Origin of the sequence: Pseudomonas sp. CMR5c (assembly GCF_003850545.1) — a bacterium.
GTDB classification, from domain to species: domain Bacteria; phylum Pseudomonadota; class Gammaproteobacteria; order Pseudomonadales; family Pseudomonadaceae; genus Aquipseudomonas; species Aquipseudomonas piscis.
Map to the genome: position 1 here is coordinate 2279997 of NZ_CP027705.1, position 24407 is coordinate 2304403.

The window sequence follows — 24407 nt, forward strand, 5'->3', positions numbered from 1 at the left end:
CCGGGGCAGAAAGCAATAAGCCCGGCGGGAACCGGGCCTATCAATCGTCCTGCGCAACCAGGACAACACATCTCACAGAGGTACTAATCATGGCACACGCAATCCGTAGTGAACAAGGTCACCCTGTCACCCCATTCCATTTTCCGCTCATCTGTACGCGGGAAGACCTGAGTTTCACAAGTCGAGATGCCCAAGGGCTGATGGTTAATTGGCCCAAGAATAACCCTGGAGTCAAAGAAGATTGGAAAAAGGGGATGGCCTTTTTCGACGAAGAAATAAGTGCACTCGCTTCTGTCGATGAAACGGCAGCGTATGAAGCCATTCAGTTCGCCATAACGGGCATGGGAGGCCGTTACACGTGCTTGGAGATTGGTTTTGCTCAGAGTGTTGCTGCAGCGGCGGTGTTGGGGTTGCGCGCATTGCGCAATGGTGGAGAGGGCTTTGCTCCGGTCGAGAAGGAGTACCGTTGATGCGCCAATCAATCGCTAACGATGTTCGCATCTCGAAGGACGCCAACTCTATGCACGACACGGGATATTTCATCGATGCTTTGGATCGTCTTTTTCAGGACCTCGCCGGTGAAGACCCTGATGCGGTCGAGAGAATTCTCAATGGATACACCTTGGGTGGAATTGCTGCCGGCTTGCGAATCGTCGGCAGTGAACTGATGTCGCGCGGTGAGAGCTTGAACGCTTTGATCGAAGGCGCGCTTGTTGAGGGGGCCGCCAAATGAGAACTCAACCGGATGCGTTTGTGGAGTCCGTTACGGCGTGCAAGATCGCTGGCCCCTGGCCTACCTATACCCGTTTCCGAAATCTTCCCGAGCGTGAGCGCTGGACGCTTTACGGCAGCGCCAAGGCGTATCGGCAAGCTTTGGAAGATCATGGGTTCGTCATGGCCGAGTCCTACGACTCGTTCATCAAGCGTGTCACTGACGAGCTGGAGCTTTGACCGATGAGCATGGAGTTGATGGTCAAGGCTATGAAGATCAAGGTGGGTAATCCGCTGCGCAAACTGGTGCTGGTCAAGCTGGCCGACAATGCCAGCGACCAAGGCGAGTGCTGGCCGTCATACCAGCACATCGCCGATCAATGCGAGATCGGACGTTCTACTGTGAAGCTACATATTCGAGAACTTGAAAAGGCTGGACTTCTTCGCCGCGAGTATCGCCGCAAGGGCGATTTGAATCAGTCGAACCTCTTTCACTTAACTCTCGATGGTGGGTCATCTCCTGCCCCAGGTGGGGCATCAGATAACCTACCTGGGGCAGGAGCTGACCTAGGGGGTGGGGCAGGAGCTGCCCCCAGAACCAGTCACTCTTCTGAACCAGTCAAGGAACCTAAAACCTTGTGTGCACAAGAAGTGGAACTTGCCGAAGCCTTCGAAGTGTTCTGGAAGCTGTACCCGAATAAGAAATCGAAGAAGGACGCACGCAGGGCATGGGAGAAGCTCAAGCCAAACGCAGAGCTTCGCCTGACCCTGATGATTGCTCTGGGCAACCACCGCGTTTCCCGCGACTGGACCAAGGATGACGGTCAATACGTGCCCATGGCGTCGAGATGGCTAAACGGAGAGAAGTGGCACGATGAGCTGAAGCCGGCATCCGCCGCGAAACCTTCAGCCTTCAACAACCTGCCCAACCACACCCCTGACATGTATCCAGAGGTGCCAAATGGCCAAGCTAACTTCTAATTTTTGCAGGCAGCCTCGTGTCCGCTTTTTTGATCTCGAATGTCCGTTGCATGGCTCGGTGAATAGTTCTGAGACGGAGCAGTTCGATGGTTCTGTGCTTGCTCGGGGATGCAAGCACTGTCACTGGGAGGCCCTGCATACAGCGCCAAAATCGAGTGCTGAGTATACCCAGGCGAGCAGTAGGAAGAAGGCTGAAGACCTCAATAGGTTGCTCGTAGGGGCTGGTATTGCACCACGTTTCCAAGGGTGCACATTCGACAGTTACAGAACTACTGCAGGGGACGCTGGTATGACCAAGGCCCTCAATGCGTGCAAAGACTACGTTGCTCGGTTTTCCGATAACTACGCAGCCGGTCGATCGCTCGTCCTTTCCGGAAACGTTGGCAACGGAAAAACCCATCTTGCTTGCGCGATGGTTCAGGCCGTTATTCGTGAGCATGGCGCCCAGGCTGTGATTACCACGGCAGCGGAGATCATTCGTGTTTTCAAAGGGGCGATGGAACGATGTGCCGAGTATTCAGATCGCGATGTTCTCAGCGAGCTATCGGGTTTCGACTTGCTCGTCATTGATGAGCTTGGAGCCCAAAGCGGTAGTGCTTACGAACTGGGCGTTTTGCATGAGGTTATCGATCGCCGTTATCAGTATGTTTTGCCAACGGTGGTGGTGTCGAATCTGGCTACTGCAGATCTTGCTCGTTACATCGGTGAACGGGCTCTAGACCGCCTTCGCCAAGCTGGCGGCCAGGCAGTTGGGTTTACCTGGGCATCAGCGCGAGGTGCTGTATGAATCGCGAACTATTCAGCGATGAGGCCGAGCACGCGTTGCTGGGAGCAATGCTGCTCGATGGCGAGTTGCTAGATGCAATTACCAGCCAAGTGTCTGTGGCGGACTTTCACGATCTGGAGAATGCTGCGCTGTTTCGGGCGATGACAGAGTTGCATAGCGCAGGCTCGCCAGTTGATCCGGTGACGCTGCATGAATTCATGCCGGCCCTGCCAAGTGGGGCTGTGACCTTGGCCTATTCCGGCGAGCTGGCGCGTAACACGCCAAGCATCGCCAATTGGAAGGCCTACGCCAAGGTTGTGACAGAGCGCGCCGTTCTGCGCCGCCTGGTTGATGCTGCTGACGCGGTGCGCGAGCTAGCAACCGAGAACCGACCGGTCGCCGAGATTATCGCAAACGCCCAGCAGGCAATGGCGGATCTGCGAGACCTGCAAACTGGTGAACCGGACTACAAGCGCATGGATGAGGTAGTGACGCGCAATATCGACATAATCGACTCAAAGTTCAACGGCGCGCTGCAATCTGGTTTGTCGACCGGGCTGGTGGATCTGGACAAGCTGATCCGCGGCCTGCGGAAAAAGACCGTCACCATCGTGGCCGGGCTTCCGGGGAGTGGTAAAACTACGCTCGGCCTGCAAATTGCCCAGCACATTGCGTGCGGTGGATCCGGCGTCGGCATGGTTTTCTCGTTGGAGATGCCGGAGGAAGAACTGGGCAACCGTACGCTCGCCTCAATCGGTGGCATCGACTTACGAAAACTTGATGACGGGCAACTGCAGGATGATGACTGGCCACGACTGACTTCGGCTGTGAGCAAAATCCTCGATAAGCCTCTGTTCGTTTGCGACAAATCTGGACTGACCGTGGCGCGCATCCGCAGTATCGCCCGCCAGGTTCAGCGCGTCCAAGGTCTCGACGTGGTCGTGATTGATTACATCGGTCTGATCGGCTCTGAGGGCAAAGCCTGCAACCGTGCCTCGGAGCTCGGCAAGATCTCTACTGGGATCGTGAACATTGCCAAGGAGCTCGAAGTGCCAGTGATCCTGTTGGCACAACTCAACCGCGAATCAACGAAGCGTCCAGGCAAGAAACCAATTGCTTCTGACCTTCGCGAATCAGGTCAAATCGAGGCGGACGCTCACTGCATCATCCTCGTTCATCGCGACAACGAGTCGGAGGAGGGCCAGAACGGTGTTACCGAACTGATCATGCCTAAGTGCAGACACGCGCCGATAGGATCTTGCCTGGTTCAGCAGCAGGGGCAGTTCGCCCGTTTCGTCAACTTCACCGGAAACCGCGGACCATCGACCGAGGAGGTTGAGATGGGTCGTGGCTTTGCCAGTAAATACAAGCCTTCAAACCAGTCTCGGAGTGCTGAACGATGAGCAATCTAACGGCGGCACTATCGAAATTCCGAACCAAGACCTGTGAACTGAAGAAGGGGATCGCAGCATGAAGCTGATCAACGCAAGGCAGGTATGGACAGAGGCGCAGCACGAATCGAACGCGTCGATCAGCGCTGTTGCCATTGAGCGGGCCGAGTCGGCACCGGTGAAGACTCGGGGGCGTATCAGCAAGCGCGAGGTGCAGTTCCCGGCGCTGGGCAGCGAGAAAGGGGAGGAGGCCGCTCGCTTCTCAGTACCTGGGCAGCGCATCAGCATAAGTGAGACCCGCCGCACGCCGATCGGCCGCTCTACGGCCCGCGCTGCGCACCTGGCTACGATAGGCAAGGTACTGCGCGCCATCGACACGTTGCCGTTCCAGGTACAGCAGTTTGGGCACTACCTGTACCACCCGGCGATGAACATGAAGCATCTGCTGAACGCAGTGCTGCTGATTACCGCTAAGGCGGCGTTGCCCGATCTGACATCGGCCAAGCGCGTGAAGGCTCAGTACTTGGTGACCCTGGCCCTGCAGTCCTACAAGGGTGAGGCTCACGGCGCGGCAGAGTGGGGGCCGGCCAGAGTCGCAGCAGAGATGAAGGAGTTCTTCGGTGTCACTATCGAGCCTAAGCATTGGAATCGTGACTGGTTCGCCTTATGGGAATCACTGAAAGCAGTTATCAAGGAAGTGGATATTCAGGCTCAACAGCCGATCTGGCAGGTGATTCACTCGGAAAATGATGAAAAGGCGGCATAAAGATATTGACATGGTGGGGTTTTGAGCGTACTTTTCCCATAGTGCACAAGTAACGCGAAACGCACACGAAACCCTGAGCCCGGCCAAGCGCCGGGTTTTTTAATCGAGAAGTGCAGGTGTGTTCCTACAAGGCGCTCCTGCACTCAAATTGCCAGCGCAGCGTTATCGGCCTTCGGGAGCAATGCGTGTGCACTGCTGAAAGCCTTTAGTATCTCGGTTATATCCTGCACTCCGCTATCGGAAAGCAATGGTCCGCGCAGTTGTAAAATATGCGCATTCACGTGCGCCCGGTACTTGCTGTGAGTAGCTATGACGGAGTGAGGGATCGATACGGCTTCTATTACTTCGTATGCCTCATTGAAGATCACCGCAACGAGTTCATCGAAATCACCTTTATCCAGATTTCGTATAGCGCCTAGCTGTCTGGATTTGTTGTTTTGATTTACGCGACGAGCCTTTATCTGAATTTTTTTGCCCTCTTCAGACTCCGCGTCATGGCCGGTGGCCGAGTTCTTGGCGAGCTTCAACCCCAAAGCTGAGGCTACCAGCCATTCGGCATAGTCGCCGACAGGATTGTTCATCGTCCTAAGGACTCCGCGACCTTTGAGTTCTTCGATCACTTTAGACTGAAGCTTGAGTAAGTCTTTAGTTTGGAAATTGGCGAGATTCATCGTGCGAGAGTCCTTTGGCGCAGAGTCAATTGCGACGCTTCTAATGGTTAGCGGTCAGCTACCCCAGTTTACACCGGCAGCCCACACACCCTTATCTACATGCTATCTCGGTGGCGCGAGGCTGGATCGGCGAGATCGATGCAGCGGGGCGTCGACGCAGGGAAGGTCTTTGACAGGCAGAGCGGAAAGATGCGCGCATCTATTCAGGCTCTGGCACCCGCTGGGGCTTTTTCATTTCTAAAGCGTCGATGGGCGCGACCATGCCCGTCCGGTTAGGCGTCCTGGCTGTGGATGCGAATGGCTAGAACAATTACTGGTTGCATGTCCAGTATTTTGCTGAGATAGTAATTCCACTCCTCGGGTGCATCAGAAGCGAACCCAACGCGTTGCTGGTGTTTACATTCTCGACTCGTGTGAAGGCCTTGAGCCTCGAGCAATCGCCTTTGAGCGACATGAAAGCGGAATTTTCCGCAAACAATCATTCGACTCAATAGGTGAAAAATGAGTGCAATAAAAATTGGTAAGCACTTCGGTAACGTATTTCCGAAGGATGTTGTGCAAATCGTTTCGCCCAGTCAGAACGTAAACGGTCTGACCATTCAAACAGCTTATATCGATCCTGCCGACGGGTACGTCAACCTTTATGCCTCGGAGACTGCTCCTGCCGGTGCCGGTGACGCCAATACTCGCATTATCTTCTGCGGCAACGGCCCTGCTGTCGCAACCAGCCATTCCCTAATCACGCTTCCAGAACCATTGCTTGTGCCAGCTGGTCTGGGGCTTTGGGTTACTGCTGGCTCTAGGGTCGCAGGAGCCAGCGCTACTGGGTCGATAGCCATCACTTGGGACTTGGTTGCATAAAGGCTAGATGTAGCCACTGGCCTGGCCATATGCCGGGCCTTTTTGTCTTTGGGTTCCTACTAAGTCTGTAACAGCCTTTTTTACTATGCCCACGGAGTCGAGCGCATGGAGTTTCTGTACCGCCTGCTCGACAGGCTGGATACCTGGTTTACCGCAGGATTGGTTGGTGCGTTCGCCGCGAGCTGGTGGCACCGCGATGACCTGGTGGACCGAAAGGCCTGGGCTGTCTTTATTTTCTCGGGTGCCGTCTGCGCTCATTACCTGACCGGACTGGTAAGCGCATACCTGGGAGTAGTCGAACCCCGTAGCGTTGCCGGTATCGGTTTTCTGCTCGGTACCTTCGGTGGCTCATTGATCGCTGCCATCACCCGGGCAATCAAAGCTGCTGACCTTTGGGCGTTCATTCGTTCGAAGTTCGGGGGAGGTGGCACATGATCCTGGAGCATGTTGCAATCTGGTCGGCAGGACTGATTGCGCTATGGGCGACCTGGTGCTGCTTGAGCGGGAAGGTCCGCGACGGGGTGCTGGGGAAGTTGATCTACGCGACTATCGCGCTGAGCGGGTACGCGCTTCTGGTGCGCAACGATAGGCTGATCATGTCCCAGTCGGTGGCAGAGGCGACTTTGTACGCCTCCCTGGCCCTTGCCGGTGTTCGGCACGTCTTCATGGTCACGTACTGGCAGCGGGTGAAGGTCTGGCTGTGCGGGGCACTGAACTGCGAGCACTGTCTGCGCTGTGACAAGGCGTCGGGCGGTATCGAGCGCCGCAAGCAGTAGTGCGCCACGTTTGGTGTTGGCAAAATCGTGGTGCGATGGTTAAAGACTGGCAGGTAGTCGCAGGCCCACTGCTGCTACTGAACTGGAGCGTGTTACTCGTCAATCTCCACTGGCTCTGACCCAGTAATCTCTTTGTCCAGTTCTTCGTAATCAATGTGTTTCCCTTTCTTGAGATCTGGCAGCAGATCTTCCAACAACCGCCTGGCTGTAAATGCTTTCGCTCCCTCTAGGCTACTGGTCCTGAAGAGGCCAAAGGCTCCGTTGTCCAGTTCAAGCATAGTAATGTCATAGTAGTTGGATAGAGTTTCGGAAACGGCTGTGATGAAGGCTGAGCGGAGCTTGTACCGATAACCAAGAAACCGAAGGGTCTTTTGACTGATCCGGATTCGGGTTTGGCCGGAGCGTTCGAACATCAGCGCCACGAGTGTCGCAGTATCTTCAGGTGACCTAAGCATATTGAGTTCCTTTATTCGGATCATAAAACCCTAAATCAGGGTTTTATGATCTTCTATCAGGATTTCATCATTGTCAACTGGAGGCATGTGATGTTCAGGCCTATGCCTTACCCTGCGCTTTTGCGTGTTTCCGAATCGAGCCTTTGTGGTATCCGCCTGACTCCAGCTCATGAGGTATGGGAGTGGATCCAGGCCGAGATCCTTTCTGACACTGGCAGCATCCACAACGAAGACCATGCCCACTTACTGGATGCAGACATCCGGGTCATGTGGGCATCGTCGAGCTTCGAGAAGCAGGGCCGCATAGTCCTGGGTCAAGCCGAGCAGGTGGCGTTCCGCGCTGGCGGTTGGCAGAAGGCCCGAATGGAGCAACAGATGCGTGATTGGTTCGGCGATGTGCCGGCCTTCATCATCACCCTGGCCGCTGACTACTGTGCTCAGTGCTCCGACGCTGAGTTCTGCGCCCTGATCGAACACGAGCTCTACCACATCGCCCAGGCGACTGATAAGTACGGCCAGCCAGCCTTCACCCAGGAAGGCGCACCCAAATTGAAGCTACGTGGCCATGATGTCGAGGAATTCGTCGGAGTGGTCCGCCGCTACGGTGCGAGCCCTGACGTTCAGGCCCTGGTAGACGCTGCAAACAATCCTGCTGAGGTGGGGAAATTGAACATATCGAGGGCCTGCGGAACCTGTCTGCTCAAGTCGGCCTGATCCTTGACAGGACCTTGACGGAATAAACCCATATGGCAGCCCTGAAAGATGAGGTGAAGCGCTTCATTGTGCAGGCGTTGGCCTGCTTTGATACGCCCACGCAAGTAGTGCAGGCGGTCAAGGAAACCTTCGGGCTTGATGTAACCCGTCAGCAGTGTGAGTTGTACGACCCCACGAAGTACGCAGGGCGTGATCTTGGAGTGAAGTGGCGGACAGTCTTCGAAGATACCCGCAAGCGCTTTCGAGAGGACACGGCTGATATCCCGATCGCCAACCGCGCGTTTCGTCTCCGCGGCCTAGCCAGGATGGCCGAGAAGGCCGAGAACATGCGCAACCTGGCCCTGACCGCCCAGCTTTACGAGCAGGCCGCCAAGGAGTGCGGGGATATGTACGTCAACCGCGCCCGTAAGGAAGAGCCGGACGACGAGCCGCTGATCCCGACCCGCATCCAGGTCGATGTGGTGGATGCGAGGAAGCCGAATGCCGAGCCTTAACATTCCTCAGGCTCAGTTCCTCACGCTGCCCCACAAGTTCCGTGCTTTCGTTGCCGGTTTTGGATCCGGGAAGACCTGGGTAGGCTGCTCCGCGCTGAGCAAGCACTTCATGGAGTGGCCCGGCGTCAACGCTGGCTACTTCGCGCCAACCTATCCGCAGATCCGGGACATCTTCTATCCGACCATGGATGAGGTGGCCTATGACTGGGGGCTGAAGACCAAGATCAACCAGGCGAACCATGAGGTTCACATCTACAGCGGCCAGCAATGCCGCGGCACTGTGATCTGCCGGTCTATGGAGAAGCCCCAGACCATCGTCGGCTTCAAGATCGGCCACGCCCTGGTGGATGAGCTGGACGTGCTGACGTCGATCAAGGCACAGCAGGCCTGGCGCAAGATCATTGCCCGGATGCGCTACAACCTGCCGGGCCTGAAGAACGGGGTAGACGTCACCACGACGCCCGAGGGCTTCAAGTTCGTCTTCCAGCAGTTCGTGAAGCAATTGCGCGACAAGCCGGCGCTCAAGGAGATGTATGGCCTGGTCCAGGCCAGCACCTTCGACAACGAGCTGAACCTGCCCGACGACTACATCCCGTCGCTGATGGAGTCGTACCCCGAGCAACTGATCAGGGCCTACCTGAACGGCCAGTTCGTCAACCTGACGTCAGGCTCGATCTACCACGCCTATGACCGAAAGCTGAACCAGTGCTTCGACACGGTCCAGGCTGGCGAGCCGCTGTTTATCGGCATGGACTTCAACGTCGGCAAGATGGCGGCGATCACCCACGTCAAACGCGGCCAGGGGCTGCCCAGGGCGGTCGATGAGCTGATCGATGGCTACGACACGCCGGACATGATTCGCCGCATCAAGGAGCGCTACTGGCAGCACGACGGCAACGACTTCAAGAAGACGTGCGAGATCAGGATCTACCCGGACGCCTCGGGCGATTCGCGCAAGTCGGTCAACGCCAGCATGACGGACATCGCCATGCTCAAGCAGGCCGGTTTCTCGGTCATTGCGCCGGCGGCCAACCCGCCAGTCAAGGACCGAATCAACGCCATGAACGCCATGTTCTGCAATGCCCAGGGCGAGCGGCGCTACCTGGTAAATCCGCTTACCTGCCCGACCTATGCCGATGGCCTGGAACAGCAGGTATGGGCTGCCAATGGCGAGCCCGACAAGTCACAAGGAAACGACCACGCCAACGATGGCGGCGGTTACTTCATCCACCGCGAGTACCCGATCATCAAACCGGTCACCGCTATCAAAATGGGATACGCCCGATGAGCAACGACGTCTCCTTCAAGCGGGCGGACTACATCGAGGCCCTGGGCCGATGGGCAACAGTGCGCGATGTGTGTGCCGGCCAGCATCGGGTTGTCGATCGACTGCCGTACATCAACGCGCACGACAAGTCTCCAGAGAACCAAGACCGAAACCGAGCGTACCGCGAGCGCGCAGTCTTCAAGAACGCCACTGGGCACACCCGAAACGGGTTGCTGGGCTTGGCGTTCCATAAAGACCCGACACTGGTGGTATCGAAGAAGCTGGAGTACTTGCAGGACAACGCCAACGGCTCCGGCGTGAGCATCTACCAGCACTCCCAGGGCACGCTTGAGAAGGTGCTTGAGGCTGGTCGGCATGGCCTCTATGTCGACTACCACCAGGACGATGGCATCGGTGGCCACTCGGTGATCCTGTCCTACTGCGCTGAGGACATCATCAACTGGCGTACCGGGATGGTGAATGGTCACAGTGTGCTGACCCTGGTGGTGCTGCGAGAGGCGCCGGAGGAGGAAGACGGCTTCGGCTTCAAGGTGATTGAGCAGTATCGAGAGCTGGCATTGGAGCCCGATGGCTTCGTCTGTCGGGTCTGGCGTCGATCTGGACCGAAAGGCGGCGGCCCGCTGGCCATTGTTGAGGAGTTCAGGCCTGAAGGCGGCTCCGGGCGCCTCAAAGAGATCCCGTTCACCTTCGTCGGCGCGCAGAACAACGACCCGAGCATTGATGAATCGCCCCTCTACGACATCGCCATGATCAACCTGGGCCACTACCGGAACAGCGCCGACTATGAAGACAGCGTCTTCTGGTGCGGCCAGGCCCAGCCGTGGATCTCCGGCTTGGATGAGCAGTGGCGCGACTGGATGGAGAAGAACGGCGTCTATGTGGGCTCCAGGGCGCCGATGATGCTGCCTGCTGGCGGTTCCTTCGGGTACGCACAGCCCCAGCCCAACACGTTGGTCAAGGAGGCCATGGCCGACAAGAACCAGATGATGATCGAGCTGGGCGCTCGCATGGCCGTAGCGTCTCTGTCGTCAAAGACCGCAACCGAGGCTCGCGGAGATCAGTCTGCATCGACCTCTGTCCTTGCAGGGTGCGTGGCCAACATCAGCGAGGCCTACACCAGGGCGCTTATGTGGTGCTGCTCCTACATGGGCATCACTGACAAGAAGGTCGCTTACCAGGTCAACCAGGAGTTCGTGGAGCTGACAGCGGATCCGCAGATGATCACCGCTCTCGTCGGGCTCTGGCAGAACGGCGGGTTTGCGAAGGCTGACCTGCGCGCCTACTTGCGCAAGCTGGGGCTGATCGCTCCTGAGCGCACGGACTTGCAGATTGATGGCGAGCAGCAGGAGCAGGGCGATGGCCTGGGCCTGGACGACGAGGACAACCCCAATGGCGGCAAACCAAGCAATTCTTGACGCCACGATCCGGCACGCGGTCTTTCTCGAGAAGCTGAAGGCGGGGGAGGTGGGCAAGTTCGCTCCCTTCCTCAAGGAGATTGATCGTTCGATTCGGGACCGGCTCACCCGGTCGGATCTGACTGAGTACAACGTCAAGCGCCTGGAAGCGCTGCTGAAGGAGGTCGATAGCCTCCTGCTGGGCATCTTCGACCGCTACAGCACGCAACTGAATCTCGACCTGGTGGACATTGCGAACTACGAGGCTGAGTTCGAAGCCACCAGCCTTGCCCGGTCAGCACCGGTTGGCGTATCGCTGGATGTGGCAGCTCCGACTGTTGCGGCGGTCCGCACGGCAGTCCTGACAAACCCGCTCAGTGTGCGCGGTACCGGTGGTGGGAAGCTGCTGAAGGCCTTCATCAAGGGGTGGACCACTGCTGAGCGCGAACGCGTCACAGGCACGATCCGGCAGGGCTTCTTCGAAGGAGAGACGAACTTCCAGATCATTCGCAACATCCGCGGCACCAAGGCGGCCGGCTACAAGGACGGCATCCTGGCCACGACCAGCCGCAATGCCAGCACTGTCGTGCACACCGCGATTCAGCATGTATCGTCTCAGGCGCGCATGGAGGTGGCCAAGGCCAACACGGACATCGTGTCCGAGGTTGAGATGGTCGCCACGCTGGACAGCAAGACCAGTCAGACCTGCCGATCGATGGATAAGCGGCGGTTTCCGGTCGATTCCGGGCCAAGGCCGCCGTTTCACCCGAACTGCCGGACGACCTTCGTCCTCATCACCAAACTGAGTGCGGCTTTCGCCGAGGGCGCTACCCGAGCCTCTATCGGTGATGGCGGCCCCCAGCAGGTCAGCGCGAGCCTGGACTACTACCAGTGGCTTCAGCAGCAGCCAGCAGCGTTTCAGGCCGTGGCAATCGGTCCTGTTCGGGGCAAGTTGTTTCGGGAGGGCGGATTGACCGTGGAGCGGTTCGCAGAGCTGCAGCTCGATCGCAACTTCGCGCCGCTGACACTGGCCCAGATGAAGATTTTGGAGCCACTGGCATTTGAGCAGGCTGGCATATAGAAACCATGCAAACCACGCAATTTTGCCTTTCCAAAAGAGCTTTACCATATCGCCTCAATCAACAGCGAGGTGTTACATGTGCATGGAGTTTGAGCGAGTTGTAAGGGTGACGGGCGATCTGATTGAGTCCTTTCTGAGGATGTTGGCGCGTTATCCAAGCGGTACAGGAGGCTTTGATGACTTTCCAATCGATGGGCCATCTGATCACAAGGAGGAAGTCTACCGACTGGTGAGCCAGCGACTACAAGAAAGCTACCCGTGGGTGGCATTCACGCTCACCGCGGATGGAAAGATTCGGTGCTCTGGTATCGCTCCGTAGTGTTTTCGGCAACTCACTAACCCTGGCATCTGCTGGGGTTTTTTTATGCCTGCAAAGCGGGCAACACATACCCAAGGGGTGCAGCAACGTGGCAGAAGAAAACGAAATCGACCTGGAAAACCCGGCAGTCAAGGCCGCTATCGCGACTGCTGTTGAAGCATCCGTCTCCGGGTTAAAAACCAAGAACTCCGAGCTGTTGGGCAAGCTGAAGGAAACCACCGGCAAGCTGACCCAGTTTGAAACCCAGTTCGAAGGCATCGATATCGATGCGGTCAAAGGACTGCTGAGTCGGGCCGGTCAGGATGAAGAAACCAAGCTGCTCACCGAAGGCAAGGTGGACGAGGTTTTCAACCGTCGCACCGAGCGCCTGCGTGTCGACTTCGACAAGCAACTGAAGACGGTCACAGCGCGGGCGGAGAAGGCTGAAGCCTTCGCTGCCAAATTCCAGGGCAAGGTTCTGGGTGATTCGGTGCGTGGCGCAGCGCTGAAGGCTGGGGCTCTCCCCGAAGCAACCGACGACATCATTCTACGCGCCAAAGGCGTGTTCACCCTGAACGAAGAGGGCGAAGCCGTTGCCGTTGATGAATCTGGCGAGATCATTCTCGGCAAGGACGGCAAGACCCCTCTGACACCGCTCGAATGGGCGGAGTCTCTGCGCGAAAGCGCACCTCACCTGTGGCCAAGGGCTTCAGGCACACAAGCCCCGGGCGGGGGTAGCGGCCAGGCTGCATTCAAGCGCTCCGAAATGACTGCTGAGCAGAAGCGCGACTACCAGCGCAAGCACGGCCAAACCGCGTACCTCGCATTGCCCAAGTAAGGGGATTCATCCATGCCAACTACCGTTAACAGCGACCTGATCATCTACAACGATGAGGCGCAGACCGCATACCTGGAGCGTGTCCAGGACAACCTGGACGTGTTCAACGCATCCTCCAATGGTGCGATCGTCCTCGACAATGAGCTGATCGAAGGCGACTTTCGTAAGCGCGCTTTCTATAAGATCGGCGGCTCGCTGGAACACCGCGACGTCAACTCCACCGGCAAGGTGACCGCCAAGAAGATTGGTGCCGGCGAGGCTGTAGGCGTTAAAGCCCCATGGAAGTACGGCCCGTACCAGACCACCGAAGAGGCGTTCAAGCGTCGTGGCCGTCCGGTTGATGAGTTCTCTCAGATCATTGGCGCCGACGTGGCTGACGCGACCCTGGAAGGTTTCATCCAGTACGCCACTGCTGCGCTTCGGGCTTCGATTGGCTCCAACGCCGGCATGGTGGTCACCGCCAACATCGAAACCGATGGCAAAAAGACTCTGACCCGTGGCATGCGCAAGTTCGGCGACAAGTTCGGCCGCATTGCCTTGTGGGTCATGCACTCCAGCGCCTACTTCGACATCGTCGACGAGGCCATCACCAGCAAGATCTACGAAGAAGCCGGCGTTGTGATCTACGGCGGCCTGCCGGGCACTCTCGGCAAGCCGGTACTGGTAACCGACACCGCGCCTGCGGACGTGATCTTCGGTCTGCTGCCGAATGCTGTGGTCATCACCGAATCCCAGGCCCCGGGCTTCCGCTCGTACCCTGTGAACGATGAAGAGAACCTGGGCATCGGCTACCGCGCCGAGGGCACAGTGAACATCGATGTTCTGGGCTACAGCTGGAAGGAGTCCGCTGGTGGCGTCAACCCAACCCTGGCCGCCGTAGGCTCGGCAGCCAACTGGGCCAAGCACGCGGACAGCAACAAGGTCACCGCCGGCGTGATGATCACGCTGACCCCGACGCCACCAGCTGGTGGTTGATACCTGCCCCTGGAAGCGGTCAGCAATGGCCGATACGGAGATTTCCATGGAACTGATTTACACGAACCAGCTTGAAGGCTTCGATCCAGACAAGCGTTACCGGACTGCTAGCCTGTTTCGCGGCATCGAGCGCGATGCGACGGCGGTGGTGGTCGTCGGCGACTATCCGGACATTGTCGCTGCCTATGAGGCAGCAGGTGTTGACGTATTGGTCGAAGATGCCCCGGCCGCGCTTGTCCCGAGTGCCAAGGCGCCTGCATGTGGTGACCTGGCAGACGAAGTTGCAAAGCTACGAGCTGAAAATGGCGCGGTCATTCTCCTGCTTGATGGTCTGGACGCTGGCGAAATCCAGCGCCCCGAGTCTGGTGAGCTGGCGATACGTCTGTTTGAATCGCTGGGCATCATCCACGCCTCAGTCGGCGAGCTGACAACTGAGCGTGACGGCTTGCTCCTGACTATCGATGCACTGCGCGGTGAGGTCGAAGCTCTGAAGAAGGCGGAACCTGCGGCGCCGACTGATGAGGCTGGCGAAATTGCGGCGCTGAAGGCAAAGCTTGATGAAGCGAAGGTGCAGTACCGGGCCAACGCCTCGAAAGAATCGCTTGAAAAGCTCATCGCTGATCTGCCCAAGGCCTGATACTGCTGGCTGCCGGTGATCCGGCGGCCAATCTTCAACCCATACCAGCGAGTTGACGCATGACACTCATCATTGAGGACGGCACCGGAAAGCCTGACGCCGAAAGCTACGCATCCGCCGAGGATCTGGCCATGTACGCCGTGAAGTTCGGCGTAGCCATCCCTGCGCAGGTGCCTGCCCAGGAAGCCTTGCTTCGTCGGGCGGCTCTGGCAATGGATGGCATGATCTGGAAGGGCCGCAAGACTAGTAGCGAGCAGGCTCTGGCTTGGCCGCGCCGGGAAGTGCTGCTGGATCAGGAGATCAAGCCCAACAACTACCTGCCGGCGCGGATTCAGTACGGCCAGATGGCCCTGGCCGCCGAGATCCACACCGACGACGTTGACCCGATTGACCAGCGCCAAGGCGCAGTAATTCGCGAGCGTGTCGAGGGCGCAGTTGATGTTGAATATGCGCCAATTAGCAATGCCAGCGGCAGACTTCTACCGGCTGCACCGGACCGCCCAAGTCGAACCCAGTTCGCCGATTACCTGGCCAAGCGAGGCCTGTTTGCCGTGAGGGCATGATCATGAGCGCGTTCTATGACCGCACGGCTGAAACCGCGTTGCGGTTGATTACGCGCTTCGGCCAACCCGTAACCATCCGTGACATCAAGCCCGGCGAGTACGATCCTGAAACCGGGTCGGCCGGCCCCGACACCGTCACCGAGCAAACCGCCCAGGGCATCCTGCTCGACTTCACAGGCCTGGAGTTTCAGAACAACAGTCTCATCAAGCAGGGTGACAAGAAGCTCAAGGTCGCCGCCCAGGGGCTGGCCTGGGCGCCGGATCTGCTGAATAAGGTGGTCATTCAAGGGCGGACCTGGTCCATCGTTCCGCCGCTGAAAGAGATCAACCCCGCCGGTACGCCGATTCTGTACGAGTTGCAGGTGCGGTCATGAACCGGTATGCGGGCAGGAACGGCAGCTTCGCCGAGAACATCCGCCAGTTCGCCGAGCAGGCCCAGGCCGGCATTGACGCCACCTTCCGCGAGATCGTGATCGAGATCGGCAGCAGCGTGATTCGCATGTCGCCGGTGGGCAATCCGGAGATCTGGGCGGCCAACGTGGCATTCCGCGCCAAGAACACCGCAGAGGCGGATGCTTATGACGCCAATGTTGAAGTGCGCAACGTGATCAAGTCGCTGACGCCTAGCAACTTCACTAAGGCAGGCAAGTTGCGTCGAGGTGTGAAGTACGCCAAGCCCCTGACCAAGACCGAGCGTGACCAGAACTTCAACGTGAACGGCCTGGTCGCCGGAAAGGACTATGTCGGCGGCCGCTTCCGGGGGAACTGGCAGTTCTCGATCGATACGCCGGCTGAGGGTGTGCTGGATCAGATCGACCCATCCGGCAATGTCACCCTGGCGAAGCTGAAGCTTCAGGTTGAGCAACTGACCATCGGGCAAACGGCGTACATCGTAAACAACCTGCCTTATGCGGTGCCGCTTGAATACGGGCATTCACAGCAGGCCCCCGGCGGCATGGTTCGAATCACGCTCGCAAGGTTCCAGCAGATCGTCGACGAAGCCATCAGGAACAACCAGGTATGAGCCACAACGTCATTGCCTCGATCTTCGAGGCCAGGGTTATCGCCTGGGCGAAGGCCAGAGCAGCACCACTTAAAGTGGTCGTTGAGAACGAGGCCCACACGCCAAAGGACGGAGAAACCTACCTCCGTGCCTACACACTGCCGGCTGACACGGCGAGCAATACTCTGGCGGGCGATCACCGGCTGTACACCGGCATCTTCCAGGTCAGCGTGGTCGCACCATCTGGCAAGTACCGCGGTCCGGCCGGCGGCCTGGCTGACGAGATCGGCGCACTGTTTCCGCTGTACGAGCGGAACGAGAAGGGCGGCCTGACAGTGGTCACCATGACGCCTCCAGAGCAAGGCCCAGGCATTCAGGGAGACACAACCTACACCCTGCCCGTGTCCTTCCAGTACCGAGCTGATACCAACTGATTCTGCCTATCGGGCAACCCCAACGAACCCGCCACTGAGCGGGTTTTGTTATTTCTAAAGAGAGGAAAACCCAATGGGATACAAAATTCCTAACGGCGGTACCTTCCAGCACGCCGCTACCTACGCTCCACCCCTGGCGTTCACTGCCATCACCAATGCCGCCGAAGCAGTCGCTTCTGTGGTGGCTGCCGACCTGGACGTTGGCGACATCGTGCTGCTGACCTCGGGCTGGAGCAAGCTGGACAACAAGGTGGTTCGCGTGAAGGCCGCAACCGCCACTGCGATTACGTTGGAAGGGATCGACACCACCGACACGCAACTTTTCCCGGCCGGCAATGGTGCGGGCTCGATGAAGAAGATCCTCAGCTGGGTGCTGATTCCTCAAGTCACAGACCTGGCGTTCTCCGGCGGCGAACAGAACTACCTCGATGTGGTGTTTCTGGAGGATGACCAGGGCAAGCAGATCCCGACCGATAAATCGGCGGCGAGCATGACGCTGACCATCGCGGATGATCCGGCCCAGCCCTTCAACTCGGTCCTGATGTCTGCTGACTCGGGCAAGAAGGTTCAGGCCGCACGCCTCAACCTGCCGGGCAATGACACGTTGTTGTACGGGGCCTATACCTCGTTTTCTAAGCAGCCTGCGGTATCTCGCAACAATCTGCTGACCCGTACCGTGAGCTTGGCGTTGCAGTCCGAGCCGACCCGCTACCTGACCTCGGTGTAACCCATGGCCAAGTTCTCACTGATCCAGAATCCGACCTTTAAGGCCGACGTGATGGTCCCGCAACTGGGCGGCCAGCCGGTAAAGGTTGGGTTCGTGTTCAAGTACCTCGACAGGGCTGGTCTGGCCGAGCTCTACGCCGAGTGGGTTGAGCGCCACAAGGCGTTGGTCGCGAAGGCTGATGACATGGACCTGATGACTTTCACCGCAGCTCAGATCGATCTCCAGGTCGACCAAGTCAAGGCCGTGGTGGCTGGCTGGGATTTCAAGGAAGAGTTCAACGACCAGAACGTCCGTCTCCTGGTCTCCTCGATTCTCTCGGTGCCCAGCGCAGTACTCGCGACGTACTCCGATGCCTTCAACCAGGCCCGCCTGGGAAACTCCTAAGCGCCGCACGCGCACTCTACGAGCAAGGGCCTTCTGCTGAAGAGCTGAAGACCTTTGGCTTTCTGGTGGGCGATCTCACCGGCCAGGACTGCGAGGTCTGGCCAGACAACTGGCCGGCCTTCACCGTCTTCGAGGCGATGAGCACCCAGTGGCGGGTCGGCGCGTGCGGCGCTACCGGCCTGGACTACGGCGTCCTCCCGAGCGTTATCCGAATGTGTGGCGTGCCGGCTGGTTCCAGGCAAAGCATTTTCAGTGACATCCGGCAGATGGAGGCTGAGGCCCTGGCCTTAATGGCTGAACAGAGAGACAACAAATGAGCACTACCTTCGCTTCGCTTGGCATTGCGGTTGAGTCGTCTCAGGCGGTCAAGGCTGCCGATGATCTGGATAAACTGGTCGACGCGGCCGAAGGGGCAGAGAAGGCCGTCGATGACCTTGGCAAGGCTGGGGAGGGCCTGGCCAACACCGGCAAGAAGATCAGCCAGGCGGAGGTGGAGGCCGCCCAGGGCATCGATAAAGCGACCAGTGCGAAAGAGCGCCAGGTCGACGCCAGCCGTAAGGCCGGAACAAGCGCCGCCAGTGAAATTGCCATCATCAGCCAGCTCGACAGGGCAATGACCGGCAACATCGACAGCATGGAGAAACTGGTCCAGGCAGAGGGACTGCTTGAGCGTGCCCGCAAGGGTGGCCTGGTCACCATCGAGCAGCAGGAGGCCTACCAAGAACGTCTCGGCAAGTCCTTCGACAGGATCGAGAAGGCCGAAGCCAAGGAGGCAGCGCAGAAGCAGCGCCTGATCGACGCCGAGAACCGGCAGATCGAGGCGCTCAAGCGCACGGTCAATAGCATAGATCCTCTGAATGTGAAGCTGGCCAAGCTAGAGGCGCAGGAAAGGGCGGCGAATGAGGCGTTTCAGCGCGGAGCGATCAGCGCTGAGCGCTACAACGAGGCCCTGGCCAAGATCGGTAAGGACCGAGCCGGCCTGACTGCAACAGAAACTACATTCGACAAGTTGAAGCTCGGCACCCGCCAGGCTCAAGAAAACGTCATGCAGTTGAGCAATGCCCTGCAGTCGGGGGATTGGGGGAGCGGCGTTCGTGCCGTTGCCCAGCTCGGCGCCGAAGCTGGTGCCTCGGCTAAGAGTTTGGCTGCGGCCCTGATGCCGGCCGGCCTGCTCGCCGGAGTCATCGGTAGTCTTGCCTATGCCTACTTCGACGCCGTGAAGCAGGCACGAGAATTCAATAGCGTCATCAATGGCGGTTCAAACGATGCAGGGCAAAGCATCGCCAGCCTCAAGGCAATGAGTGAGTCGGCCGGAGCTCTCACCGGTAACCTGAGTGGTGCGCGTGAAGCTGTTATCGCACTGGCTTCTGGTGCAGCTACCAGCGGCGTCCAGATGCAGAACTTAGCCCAGGCCGCCGCCGCTATCGGTGAGGTGACTGGTAAAGGGGCAGGGGATATCGCGAAGTCACTGGCCAACGCTGGTGATACCGCGACGGAAGCAGCTTCGAAGATCAGCGATCAATATGGTCTGCTGACTTATGAGCAGTACCAGGTCATCAAGTCCATCGATGAACAGGGTGACCATCAGCGTGCTCTGGATACCCTCAGTGAGAACCTGAATCAGTCTGCACAGGAACGGCTGAAGGACTACCGCGATTCACTGTCGGATATCGAGCGTGATTGGGATCGGGTAAAGGTCGCCATCAAGGGCGCTTACGCAGAGATTCGGTCTGAGATCTTCCCGGACCTGGCCAAGCAAATCGAAATCACACAGCGGGTGCTGGATACACGAAAGGGTGGCGGTGTCGCGGGAGCCTTGTCAAATGGCCTCAGCTCGCTCAATTCTTTCCTTGGCTTGGCTGATGGAGAGAACGACGACTCTACGCCTGCGCTGGAAGCAAAGCTTGCTGCACTGAAGGCGCGGCAGGCGGCCAGCGAGAGCAACGCAAACGCAACCGGTGAGGCTACCAGGGCAAACAAGGAGCTTATTGCGGTCCAGAAGGATCTGGATCGGCAGATGGAGAACCTGAATCCGCTGGCTAAGCGGCAGGAGGCGTACAAAAAGCTCGACGACCAGTTCACCACGCTCTACCAGAATGCGGAGAAGACTGGCCAGAAAGCGGCGCTGCTGGATGGGGTCCAGTTCGACGGCAAGAAGTTTTCGGGCGGTGCGTACGACCAGTTGCGCAAGGCGATTGATGAGCAGAAAAAGGACTCCAAATCTGTTGTGGGTGCCGTCGACCTGACGGCCTTCAATAACTCGAAAAACACCCTCACCGGCATCCTTTCCGAGTACAAAAACGCCCAGAAGGAATTGGACGCGGCGCAGAAGGCCGGACTGATATCCCAGGCCGACTACCTGCTCAAGCGCGAGGCCATGATCGGCAATGAGCGGGACGAGGTCACAGCGGCTTATGAGGCGGAGATTGCGGCACTTGAGGCCGCCAAGGGTAAGGCCAGCACCTCTGCCGCACAGCGCATCCAGCTAGACCAGAAGATCGCCGATGCCCGCGCCGCAATGGTCAAGGCTCAGCAAGATGCTGACACCGAGCTGAGCGTGCTGGCCAAGAATGAAGAAGGCCGACTGAAGAAGCAGGAGCTGGCGGTCAAGACCTACACCAACGCCCTGCAGCAGCAAGTCGACACCTTGCGCGAGCAGGGCCTGCGAGCTGCAGCCGGCCTTGGCCAAGGTGATCGCCAGCGGGATCTGACCAACCAACAGAACGCGATCGACGACCGTATCAACCAGCAGAAGCTGGACCTGGCCAACCAGTACGGCAATGGCTCCCGAGGTATGAGCCTCGACGAGTACACGCAGAAGTTGCAGGCGCTGGAAGCCTCCCAGCAGAAGCTGCACGACACCGTTGTCAGTAACTACGACGAGATGACGGCTGCCCAGGGCGACTGGACGAATGGAGCTTCTTCCGCCTGGCAGAACTACCTGGAGTCAGCGCGGGATGTTGCCGGCCAAACCAAGAGCCTATTCACCAACGCCTTCGGCTCAATGGAAGACGCGATCGTGCAGTTCGCTACCACTGGCAAGTTTTCGTTTGCGGACTTCACAAAGTCGGTTCTGGCCGACATGGCTCGGGTCGCAGCACGGCAGGCGGCTTCTTCTGCGCTCAGTTCGTTGTTCGGCATGGCTGCATCGGCTGCTGGTTCGTACTTCGGTGGCGGGGCGTCGTCAGCGGGCTCCACCCAGGCTGGATATACCGGTGTCGACTTCTCCGGGTACCGGGCCGCTGGTGGTCCCGTGTCTCCAAATTCCCTATACGAGGTGAACGAACTGGGCCCCGAACTCTACAGCGAGGGCGGTCGGTCGTTCCTGATGACAGGTGCCAACGGCGGTAGTGTCACTCCGCTAACTTCTGGTGCGCTTACTGGTGCTGCTGGCGCCCAGGGCGGCGGCAATACCTACAACTTCCCTGTATCAGTCTCAGTCCAGACCTCCAGTGATGGAGGGGCGGCCACGGCACCACAGGACGCCGCACAGATTGGGAAGAGCATTCAGCAGGCAGCCAAGACCGAAGCGGAAACAGCCATTAATCGGGCGCTACAGCCTGGCGGATCCATCTGGCGACTCACCAACGGGAGGGTGTGATGGCGATAGAGACCTTCACCTGGCCAACGCAGAACGGGGATTCCCCCACCATCGAATATCGAACTCGATCAACCCAGTTTGGGGGCGGGTACAAGCAGGTGGTGGGAGACGGTCCCAACAACAAACAAGACTCCTATCCGATCACATATACCGGCTCGAAGTCGAAGGTGGCCGACATCATGGCCTTCTTCGACCGGCACGCAGGCGCGAAAGCCTTTCTCTGGACTACACCCCTGGGCCAGTTGGGCCTGTTCACCTGCAAGAATCCAACACCGGTTCCTGTGGGCGGAGGCGTGTTCAAACTCACGGCCACTTTCGAGCGGGCCTTTCACCCCTAAGGGAATCCTATGTCGCTGATTCGTGATATCCAGACTCTCGAGCCTGGCAGCGAGGTATTGCTGTTTGAACTCGACGGTACGGACTATGGCGCCGATATCCTTCGCTTCCACGGGCACGCCATACCGCACACGCCTAGGGAGTTGATCGCCGCCGGCGCTGCAGCGGATGAGCTGCCCGCCAAGTCGATCTGGTGGCAGGGCAACGAGTACGGTGCCTGGCCGATGCAGATCGAGGGCATTGAGGCAAACGGCGATGGTACTGCTGTTCGGCCCAAGCTCTCTGTAGGCAACGTGAACGGGCGTATCACGGCCTTGTGCTTGGCGTTCGATGATCTGCTGGAGTTCAAGCTGACCATGCGTAACACCCTGGGCCAGTTCTTGGACGCTGCCAATTTCGAAGGTGGAAATCCTCAGGCTGACCCTACCCAGGAAGCCATAGAGGTCTGGTACATCGACCAGAAGACGAACGAGGACGGGGAGTCGGTGACCTGGGAGCTTGCAAGCCCTGGTGATGTGGGTTCGGAGTCAATTGGCCGCCAGATGACCACGCTCTGCCATTGGGCTTTGACTGCCGGGTACCGGGGCCCGAACTGCGGGTGGACTGGAGGCTATTTCGACATGGACGGCAACCCCACCGATGATCCCGAAAAAGACCAGTGCAATGGGCTGCTTTCGACCGGCTGCAAATGCAGGTTTGGCGAAGGGAATGCCTTGCCATTCGGGGGGTATCCAGCTGTCTCCTTGATTGCGAGGAGTTGATAATGCTCAAGCACATCCTTGCTGCCGTGCAGAAGCACGCTGCGGCTGAATATCCGCGGGAGTGTTGCGGGCTAATCCTGGTCGTGGGTCGAAAGCAGCTCTATTTCCCTTGCGCCAACGTCGCCATCGAGCCTACGGAGGAGTTCCGCATCGCACCGGAGCAGTACGCCGAAGCCGAGGAGCAGGGCGAGGTAATCGGTATTGTGCATTCGCATCCAGACGCCACCAGCAGGCCTTCGCCGCGCGATCTGGCCATATGTGAGGCCACCGGCCTGCCGTGGTACATCCTGTCATGGCCTGAGGGCGACTTGCGGGCCGTGATGCCAACAGGTGAAGCGCCGTTGCTGGGGCGGCCATTCGTGCACGGCGCCTGGGATTGCTGGCAAGTCTGCGCCGACTGGTACAAGCGTGAGTGGGGCCTGGACTTCCCGCCCTATGCCCGCGAGGACGGCTGGTGGGAGCAGGCCTCCGGTCCAAGCCTGTACGAGCAGGCCTATGAGGCTGCCGGTTTCTACCAGGCCGACCAGCCGCAGCGCGGGGACATGATCGTTATGGCCGTAGGCCGGACTGCACATCCCAATCATGCCGGGATCTACCTGGGTGCCGATCCGGCATTGCCCGGGGAAGATTCAGGCACCTTCGGGCTTGGGCCTTTCCTGTTGCACCACCTGTACGGGCGTCCGAGCGAAATTATCGTCTTCGGCGGCCCTTGGTATGACCGGACACGCCTGATCCTCAGGCACAAAAATGTACAACCAACTACATGATGCGGCAGGGCCGCGGAAAAGAGTCATGAAAAAGCAAACTGAAGAGGTTAGAAGTACAAGCGGTACCGCCCCCCAGGGGAATGCGCGGGCAGACGTTCCTAAGCAGACACTGGCAGGCCGCTGGCGCGTCATCTTAAGAAAATGCGAGCGCAGCGGCCTGCTTTACGCTGCTGGGCTTGGAAGGGTCAGCTAACCCCAGCTATAAGGCTGTCAACATATTGGTCGTGCAGGCCTTTGTCGATGCCGCTATAGCTGCGACTCTTCAGTTCCATCAGGTCGCGAATAAGAGCATCTGCTATGGCTGGGTTGCCTTGGGTGACTCGCCGGCTAACAGTGGCGATGGCATTTTGATTGAAGAGAATCAAGGTCTTGACGACGATCTCAAGTTCGCTCAGGCGTTGCTCTGCTGTTTTAACTTCGCTCATTTCACTTTCCTTGTGTTGTATGTGCAAAAAATGGTGCAGTTATAATGATTAACACAGACTGCCTATTATCTTTATCCCTCAGCTTTCACTACTAGGCGCCATTGAATTGGCGAAGAGTTTGGGTGCTGATGGTGGTTCTGTGGAGGGAACTGGGTACCAGTATTTGATGCAATCTCCCGACCACATCCATCGCAGCGATATATCCCCGACACTGGGACTGTTGATCCAATTTCATAAAGAGTATTCCAGCCCACACCGCCTAGCAGGGTTGGAGTTTCGACTTGCACAAATTGCTGGGTGTCCCTAATC

General features: G+C 58.3%; 32 protein-coding genes. 29 read left to right on the plus strand and 3 right to left on the minus strand.

The features are described from left to right. Window positions 1-89 precede the first annotated feature (89 nt). The 7 genes from C4K40_RS10765 to C4K40_RS10795 all read left to right on the plus strand — a co-directional run bounded on the left by C4K40_RS10765 (window position 90) and on the right by C4K40_RS10795 (window position 4615). Window positions 90-470, plus strand: coding sequence for a hypothetical protein (locus C4K40_RS10765; protein ID WP_124421285.1), 381 nt, complete (start codon window positions 90-92; stop codon window positions 468-470). Further along, the gene (locus C4K40_RS10770) at window positions 470-733 is read left to right on the plus strand and encodes a hypothetical protein (RefSeq protein WP_053138222.1); all 264 of its coding nucleotides are present in this window, start codon (window positions 470-472) and stop codon (window positions 731-733) included. The genes C4K40_RS10765 and C4K40_RS10770 overlap by 1 nt, the downstream gene beginning before the upstream one ends. Further along, window positions 730-951: a hypothetical protein gene (locus C4K40_RS10775; RefSeq protein WP_053138224.1), complete on the plus strand. Its 222-nt coding sequence runs from the start codon at window positions 730-732 to the stop codon at window positions 949-951. Before C4K40_RS10770 ends, C4K40_RS10775 begins: the two co-directional genes overlap by 4 nt. A gap of 3 nt (window positions 952-954) precedes the next feature. Next, a complete protein-coding gene (locus tag C4K40_RS10780) occupies window positions 955-1692 on the plus strand; it encodes a helix-turn-helix domain-containing protein (RefSeq protein WP_053138228.1) in 738 nt (245 codons plus the stop codon). Between the two features lie 289 nt (window positions 1693-1981). Next, complete coding sequence (locus tag C4K40_RS32090) at window positions 1982-2479, plus strand: ATP-binding protein (protein ID WP_306108870.1); 498 nt, start codon at window positions 1982-1984, stop codon at window positions 2477-2479. Continuing rightward, a complete protein-coding gene (locus C4K40_RS10790) occupies window positions 2476-3861 on the plus strand; it encodes a DnaB-like helicase C-terminal domain-containing protein (RefSeq protein ID WP_053138234.1) in 1386 nt (461 codons plus the stop codon). Before C4K40_RS32090 ends, C4K40_RS10790 begins: the two co-directional genes overlap by 4 nt. A 67-nt stretch (window positions 3862-3928) precedes the next feature. Continuing rightward, window positions 3929-4615 (plus strand): hypothetical protein, encoded by a 687-nt coding sequence (locus tag C4K40_RS10795; RefSeq protein ID WP_053138237.1) that lies wholly within the window; start codon window positions 3929-3931, stop codon window positions 4613-4615. A gap of 143 nt (window positions 4616-4758) precedes the next feature. On the opposite strand, the gene C4K40_RS10800 is transcribed toward C4K40_RS10795, so the two are convergent. Next, on the minus strand, window positions 4759-5286 hold the full coding sequence (locus C4K40_RS10800) for a hypothetical protein (RefSeq protein WP_053138240.1): 528 nt from the start codon (window positions 5284-5286) through the stop codon (window positions 4759-4761). A gap of 501 nt (window positions 5287-5787) precedes the next feature. Here C4K40_RS10800 and C4K40_RS10810 point away from each other — a divergent pair. From C4K40_RS10810 to C4K40_RS10820, 3 genes are all read left to right on the plus strand, one after another. Beyond that, window positions 5788-6147 (plus strand): hypothetical protein, encoded by a 360-nt coding sequence (locus C4K40_RS10810; RefSeq protein WP_083457012.1) that lies wholly within the window; start codon window positions 5788-5790, stop codon window positions 6145-6147. A gap of 105 nt (window positions 6148-6252) precedes the next feature. Continuing rightward, window positions 6253-6582, plus strand: coding sequence for a hypothetical protein (locus tag C4K40_RS10815; RefSeq protein ID WP_022639557.1), 330 nt, complete (start codon window positions 6253-6255; stop codon window positions 6580-6582). Further along, complete coding sequence (locus tag C4K40_RS10820) at window positions 6579-6923, plus strand: hypothetical protein (RefSeq protein ID WP_053138242.1); 345 nt, start codon at window positions 6579-6581, stop codon at window positions 6921-6923. Before C4K40_RS10815 ends, C4K40_RS10820 begins: the two co-directional genes overlap by 4 nt. A gap of 92 nt (window positions 6924-7015) precedes the next feature. Here the strand turns inward: C4K40_RS10820 and C4K40_RS10825 are convergent, their stop codons facing one another. After that, window positions 7016-7378 carry a hypothetical protein gene (locus C4K40_RS10825; protein WP_053138245.1) on the minus strand — a complete coding sequence of 121 codons (363 nt, stop codon included), beginning with the start codon at window positions 7376-7378 and terminating at the stop codon, window positions 7016-7018. Between the two features lie 90 nt (window positions 7379-7468). Between C4K40_RS10825 and C4K40_RS10830 the strand changes: the two genes are divergently transcribed. The 19 genes from C4K40_RS10830 to C4K40_RS10920 all read left to right on the plus strand — a co-directional run bounded on the left by C4K40_RS10830 (window position 7469) and on the right by C4K40_RS10920 (window position 23673). Continuing rightward, window positions 7469-8092, plus strand: coding sequence for a putative metallopeptidase (locus tag C4K40_RS10830; RefSeq protein ID WP_053138396.1), 624 nt, complete (start codon window positions 7469-7471; stop codon window positions 8090-8092). A 32-nt stretch (window positions 8093-8124) separates the two neighbouring features. Beyond that, a complete protein-coding gene (locus C4K40_RS10835; protein ID WP_053138248.1) occupies window positions 8125-8586 on the plus strand; it encodes a DUF2280 domain-containing protein in 462 nt (153 codons plus the stop codon). Continuing rightward, complete coding sequence (locus C4K40_RS10840) at window positions 8573-9874, plus strand: terminase large subunit domain-containing protein (protein WP_053138251.1); 1302 nt, start codon at window positions 8573-8575, stop codon at window positions 9872-9874. Before C4K40_RS10835 ends, C4K40_RS10840 begins: the two co-directional genes overlap by 14 nt. Continuing rightward, a complete protein-coding gene (locus C4K40_RS10845; protein ID WP_053138254.1) occupies window positions 9871-11289 on the plus strand; it encodes a DUF4055 domain-containing protein in 1419 nt (472 codons plus the stop codon). The genes C4K40_RS10840 and C4K40_RS10845 overlap by 4 nt, the downstream gene beginning before the upstream one ends. Beyond that, the gene (locus C4K40_RS10850; RefSeq protein WP_053138399.1) at window positions 11264-12349 is read left to right on the plus strand and encodes a minor capsid protein; all 1086 of its coding nucleotides are present in this window, start codon (window positions 11264-11266) and stop codon (window positions 12347-12349) included. Before C4K40_RS10845 ends, C4K40_RS10850 begins: the two co-directional genes overlap by 26 nt. A 407-nt stretch (window positions 12350-12756) precedes the next feature. After that, window positions 12757-13485, plus strand: coding sequence for a hypothetical protein (locus C4K40_RS10855; RefSeq protein WP_053138258.1), 729 nt, complete (start codon window positions 12757-12759; stop codon window positions 13483-13485). Window positions 13486-13497: 12 nt separating this feature from the next. Continuing rightward, window positions 13498-14460, plus strand: coding sequence for a major capsid protein (locus C4K40_RS10860; RefSeq protein WP_053138262.1), 963 nt, complete (start codon window positions 13498-13500; stop codon window positions 14458-14460). 46 nt (window positions 14461-14506) lie between these two features. After that, the gene (locus tag C4K40_RS10865; protein WP_053138401.1) at window positions 14507-15097 is read left to right on the plus strand and encodes a hypothetical protein; all 591 of its coding nucleotides are present in this window, start codon (window positions 14507-14509) and stop codon (window positions 15095-15097) included. 59 nt (window positions 15098-15156) lie between these two features. After that, a complete protein-coding gene (locus C4K40_RS10870) occupies window positions 15157-15660 on the plus strand; it encodes a DnaT-like ssDNA-binding protein (protein WP_053138265.1) in 504 nt (167 codons plus the stop codon). A 2-nt stretch (window positions 15661-15662) separates the two neighbouring features. Beyond that, the gene (locus tag C4K40_RS10875; RefSeq protein ID WP_053138268.1) at window positions 15663-16034 is read left to right on the plus strand and encodes a hypothetical protein; all 372 of its coding nucleotides are present in this window, start codon (window positions 15663-15665) and stop codon (window positions 16032-16034) included. Then, the gene (locus tag C4K40_RS10880) at window positions 16031-16684 is read left to right on the plus strand and encodes a hypothetical protein (protein WP_053138271.1); all 654 of its coding nucleotides are present in this window, start codon (window positions 16031-16033) and stop codon (window positions 16682-16684) included. Before C4K40_RS10875 ends, C4K40_RS10880 begins: the two co-directional genes overlap by 4 nt. Then, a complete protein-coding gene (locus tag C4K40_RS10885) occupies window positions 16681-17097 on the plus strand; it encodes a phage tail terminator-like protein (RefSeq protein ID WP_053138274.1) in 417 nt (138 codons plus the stop codon). Before C4K40_RS10880 ends, C4K40_RS10885 begins: the two co-directional genes overlap by 4 nt. 73 nt (window positions 17098-17170) lie before the next feature. Further along, the gene (locus C4K40_RS10890; RefSeq protein ID WP_053138288.1) at window positions 17171-17824 is read left to right on the plus strand and encodes a phage tail protein; all 654 of its coding nucleotides are present in this window, start codon (window positions 17171-17173) and stop codon (window positions 17822-17824) included. Between the two features lie 3 nt (window positions 17825-17827). Further along, complete coding sequence (locus tag C4K40_RS10895) at window positions 17828-18208, plus strand: phage tail assembly chaperone (protein ID WP_053138291.1); 381 nt, start codon at window positions 17828-17830, stop codon at window positions 18206-18208. Window positions 18209-18273: 65 nt separating this feature from the next. Further along, window positions 18274-18525: a DUF1799 domain-containing protein gene (locus C4K40_RS10900; RefSeq protein ID WP_053138294.1), complete on the plus strand. Its 252-nt coding sequence runs from the start codon at window positions 18274-18276 to the stop codon at window positions 18523-18525. Beyond that, entirely contained in the window at window positions 18522-21809 is a 3288-nt protein-coding gene (locus tag C4K40_RS10905; RefSeq protein WP_053138297.1) for a phage tail tape measure protein, read from the plus strand. Before C4K40_RS10900 ends, C4K40_RS10905 begins: the two co-directional genes overlap by 4 nt. Further along, window positions 21809-22147 carry a phage tail protein gene (locus C4K40_RS10910; RefSeq protein ID WP_053138299.1) on the plus strand — a complete coding sequence of 113 codons (339 nt, stop codon included), beginning with the start codon at window positions 21809-21811 and terminating at the stop codon, window positions 22145-22147. Before C4K40_RS10905 ends, C4K40_RS10910 begins: the two co-directional genes overlap by 1 nt. 9 nt (window positions 22148-22156) lie before the next feature. Then, the gene (locus C4K40_RS10915) at window positions 22157-22906 is read left to right on the plus strand and encodes a phage minor tail protein L (RefSeq protein WP_053138302.1); all 750 of its coding nucleotides are present in this window, start codon (window positions 22157-22159) and stop codon (window positions 22904-22906) included. A gap of 2 nt (window positions 22907-22908) precedes the next feature. Then, window positions 22909-23673 carry a C40 family peptidase gene (locus C4K40_RS10920; protein ID WP_053138305.1) on the plus strand — a complete coding sequence of 255 codons (765 nt, stop codon included), beginning with the start codon at window positions 22909-22911 and terminating at the stop codon, window positions 23671-23673. A gap of 185 nt (window positions 23674-23858) precedes the next feature. On the opposite strand, the gene C4K40_RS10925 is transcribed toward C4K40_RS10920, so the two are convergent. Next, the gene (locus C4K40_RS10925) at window positions 23859-24098 is read right to left on the minus strand and encodes a hypothetical protein (RefSeq protein ID WP_053138308.1); all 240 of its coding nucleotides are present in this window, start codon (window positions 24096-24098) and stop codon (window positions 23859-23861) included. Between the last annotated feature and the right edge of the window lie 309 nt (window positions 24099-24407).